This is a genomic window from Nostoc sp. CHAB 5715, from assembly GCF_020829685.1.
Taxonomy (GTDB): Bacteria; Cyanobacteriota; Cyanobacteriia; order Cyanobacteriales; family Nostocaceae; genus Nostoc.
The window spans coordinates 1-4,148 of record NZ_JAIVFR010000699.1; the positions used below are offsets into that span (position 1 = coordinate 1).

Consider the following 4,148-nt stretch of genomic DNA (forward strand, 5'->3'; position numbering starts at 1 on the left):
CATCAACAGTAGGACTTACGCAAAAACTCTCTCAAACTCTTATTACTTCGTGTCCTTTGCGTCTTTGCGGTTCGTTTTTTCATAATTTTGCGTAAGTCCTAAACAGTTTGCGAGTTTTAAAAAGTGTACCTCAAACGAGGTATGGTTCGCTATGAACTAGCACAATATGGCGGTAGTGAATCTAACAAAAATCAGGCGAAAGCTATCGAGGATATACAGGCATCTGCCAAATTCTTCCTTGAGCAAGATGATATGGATAATTATCAGCAAGCACTCAGTAACATGTGTGTAGTCATAGAAAACAAATGTGACCCTTTATTCCAAAGCTCAAGTAATGTGGAAAAAACTAACTAAAAACAAGTAAGTTTTGTCACTCGCATATTATTGGTTTAGATTTCAAAAATCAAGCCTGATTAGGGTTAGCGTCAGCTAACCCTAGTTATTTATTGGGTAACAATTATATTTAACTGAGTATTTGATTTTCCTATTTTTTAGATATTCATAGAGCTTTTATATAGAAAAGATTTTAATTTATATTTCCTTTATAATTTTGCCGTAAATAATAGTTAGATTATTGACGGAGAAAAGAAAACAGAAATCAATTTTTCTCTATCTAAGTGCATCCTCTTCATCTCGATAAACTCAAACAATTTTGGATTTTGGATTAAAAGAGTTTTTTGGTACATGCCCCGCTATGAAAATGGGCAGAACAAATCTACTTATAGGCTCGTGACGGTTCGCTCACTAATCCCAAATTGCAAATCCAAAATCTAAAATTGGCACGGTCAAATAATATAAATCTCTACAAATCTCCGAGGTAATTGCATGAAAGCGGTGATTTTGGCTGGAGGGCTTGGTACACGCCTCAGTGAAGAAACTAGTATCAGACCCAAGCCGATGGTTGAGATTGGTGGTAAGCCAATTCTCTGGCACATAATGAAAACTTACTCTGCTCACGGCATTAATGACTTCATTATTTGTTGCGGTTACAAAGGTTACATAATTAAGGAGTATTTTGCTAACTACTTCTTACACATGTCAGATGTTACCTTTGATATGCGATTTAACCAAATGAACGTGCATTCTGGTTATGCTGAACCCTGGCGTGTCACCTTAGTAAACACGGGTGATAATACAATGACAGGTGGACGCTTAAAGCGAATCAGCGAACATCTTGGTAATGAGACTTTTTGCTTTACTTATGGTGATGGTGTAAGTAATATTAATATCACCGAGCTAGTTAAGTTTCATAAAGAACAAAAAACCTTAGGAACCCTCACAGCCGTTCAACCAGCCGGACGTTTTGGTGCTATTTCCTTAGGACATGAGCAAACTAAAATTACCAGCTTTCGAGAGAAACCTGAAGGTGATGGAGCTTGGATTAATGGCGGTTATTTTGTGTTAGAACCAGAAGTAATCAATTTGATTGCTGATGACTCTACAGTATGGGAGCAAGAGCCATTAGAAAAACTAGCTGATATGGAACAACTATCGGCTTTTAAACATGATGGTTTTTGGCAACCTATGGATACTTTACGCGATAAAAACTACCTAGAGGGGCTATGGACAACTACTCAAGCTCCTTGGAAGGTATGGTAGAAAGAGTTGGGATGAGGGAGATGAGGGAGATGAGGGAGATGAGGGAGCAGGGGGAAAAAAAATAACCAATGCCCAATGCCCCATGCCCAATGCCCAACGACTTTATAGATTTACTGTAATTTCAAGTACAATAATACTAATGTATGATTTTGCAATTATAGGTGGGGGAATAGTTGGACTCTCTACAGCATTGGCTTTAGGAAAGCGCTATCCTAATGCTCGTATTTTAGTACTAGAAAAAGAGAGTCAATGGGCATTTCACCAAACCGGCAATAATAGCGGTGTGATTCATTCTGGTATTTACTACAAACCAGGAAGTTTCAAAGCTAAATTTTGCCGTGACGGTTCTCGCTCTATGGTAGAGTTTTGTCAAGAGCATGGAATTGAGCATGAAGTTTGTGGTAAGGTAATTGTTGCAACTGAAGAACAAGAGCTACCACGCTTAGAAAATCTCTACAAACGCGGCTTAGACAATGGCATAGAAGTTAAGAGAATTAGCCCCGAAGAAGTCAGGGAAATTGAACCTCACGTAAAATGTGTAGCTGGACTTCGGGTATTCTCAACTGGTATTGTTAATTACAAGCAAGTTTGTTTGAAATATGCCCAGCTAATTCAACAGCAGGGTGGGGATTTACACCTGAATACAAAAGTTCTGAAAATCTCCCCAAGTGGTAAAAATCAGGTACTACAAACAAACAACGGTAGCTTTGAAACCCACTTTGTAATTAATTGTACTGGATTGCATAGCGATCGCACCGCCAAATTAGGTCAAGTTGAACCCCAAGCAAAAATTGTCCCATTCCGGGGAGAATATTACGAACTCACAAGAGAAAAACGTTATCTGGTCAAGACACTAATTTACCCAGTTCCCAATCCAGATTTTCCCTTCCTGGGTGTTCACTTTACCCGGATGATTGATGGTAGCGTCCACGCAGGCCCAAACGCAGTGCTGTCGCTCAAACGCGAAGGTTATAAAAAAACCGACTTTGACTTGCGGGATTTTCTTGAAGTCATCACCTATCCTGGTTTTTGGAAGTTGGCAGCAAAACACGCTGATGAAGGCATCCAAGAAATCATTCGTTCCTTTAGTAAAGCAGCCTTCACCAGAAGTTTGCAAAAACTAATTCCCGAAGTTCAAGCAGAAGATTTAGTTCCCACCCATGCAGGAGTTCGCGCTCAAGCCTTAATGAACGATGGCAAGCTTGTAGACGACTTTTTGATTGTTTCCGGTCAAAACTCCATTCATGTTTGCAATGCTCCTTCTCCTGCGGCCACATCTTCTCTAGAAATCGGTAAAGCGCTTGTGGCAGAAATTCCCCAACTTTCGCATCTAGATATTGCAGTAACTGCATAGATAACATAGTTATTACTTCCGGGCTGCTGAATAAAAGGATGAATCTTGTATAGTGGGCATCTTTTCCAGCCTGGAAATACAAGAGACGGGTAAGATACCCATCTCACAAGAAAAAAGTGTAGTGCATCAATTAAGAACCGCTATAGAGTGCTGCTACCCAATGGGTAATATCATGTCCGCCAAATTCCCCTAATAAAAGAACCCCACCCCCAACCCCTCCCCGCAGGCTCTTAGGGGAGACAAAGCACAGCTTTGGCGGGGTAGGGTTCTCCGGGTTTAATGAGTAATGAAGCGGACATAATATAAGTCGGCAAACTACGTAAAGACTTTTAGCCGAGTCATATATAGCGCTTCTGGGTTGAGTCCAATGACCTAACCCCCAACCCCTTCCCTACTAGCGTTGGGGAGTAAGATTCAAAGCCTCTCTCCTCTTAGGAAAGAGGTCTATTGCATACAAACGAAAAATATAGCGGTTCCCTCTCGGATGTAACACGTAGTAGGGCGAACATCTGTGCGCCTTTACTAAACGAAAAATTTAACTCATCAATACAAAGGCATTAACCACAATGAAAATATTAGTAACTGGAACAGAAGGCTATCTTGGTTCGTTATTACCCCCTCTGTTAATTGAACGAGGACATGAAGTTATTGGTCTAGATACCGGTTTCTATAAAGTTGGTTGGCTATACAACGCTAATGGGGTGACACCCAAAACCCTCAACAAAGATATCCGCAACATCACTCCTGATGATTTGGAAGGTGTTGAAGCAATAGTTCACATGGCGGAACTCTCCAACGACCCAGCCGGACAATTAGCACCTAATATTACCTACGAAATTAATCATGTAGGTTCAGTTCGTCTAGCTAGCCTAGCTAAGGCTATGGGTGTGCGTCGCTTCGTATATATGTCTTCGTGCAGCGTCTACGGGGTTGCTACCGCCGGTGATGTTACAGAAGCATCCCCAATTAATCCCCAAACAGCCTACGCAGAATGCAAAACTCTCGTAGAAAGAGATGTCAGACCACTCGCTGATGATGATTTCTCTCCCACATTTATGCGGAATGCAACTGCCTTTGGTGCTTCTCCCAGAATGCGCTTTGATATTGTTTTAAACAACTTAGCAGGGTTGGCATGGACTAGCAAACAAATCAAAATGACCAGTGATGGCACACCCTGGCGGCCATTAGTCCACGC

The 4,148-nt window shown here is 41.2% G+C and carries 3 protein-coding genes and 1 pseudogene; all 4 read left to right on the plus strand.

The window, feature by feature from the left end; genetic code table 11:
• Positions 1-120: 120 nt before the first annotated feature.
• Positions 121-354: pseudogene (locus LC574_RS29315) on the plus strand (hypothetical protein); the annotation flags it as partial.
• 471 nt (positions 355-825) lie between these two features.
• Positions 826-1,599, plus strand: coding sequence for a glucose-1-phosphate cytidylyltransferase (rfbF, locus tag LC574_RS29320; protein ID WP_229457141.1), 774 nt, complete (start codon positions 826-828; stop codon positions 1,597-1,599).
• Positions 1,600-1,738: 139 nt separating this feature from the next.
• Complete coding sequence (gene lhgO, locus LC574_RS29325; RefSeq protein ID WP_229457143.1) at positions 1,739-2,953, plus strand: L-2-hydroxyglutarate oxidase; 1,215 nt, start codon at positions 1,739-1,741, stop codon at positions 2,951-2,953.
• 566 nt (positions 2,954-3,519) lie between these two features.
• Positions 3,520-4,148, plus strand: a 629-nt coding sequence (locus tag LC574_RS29330; protein ID WP_229457142.1) for an SDR family oxidoreductase, incomplete at its 3' end; no start/stop codon positions are given.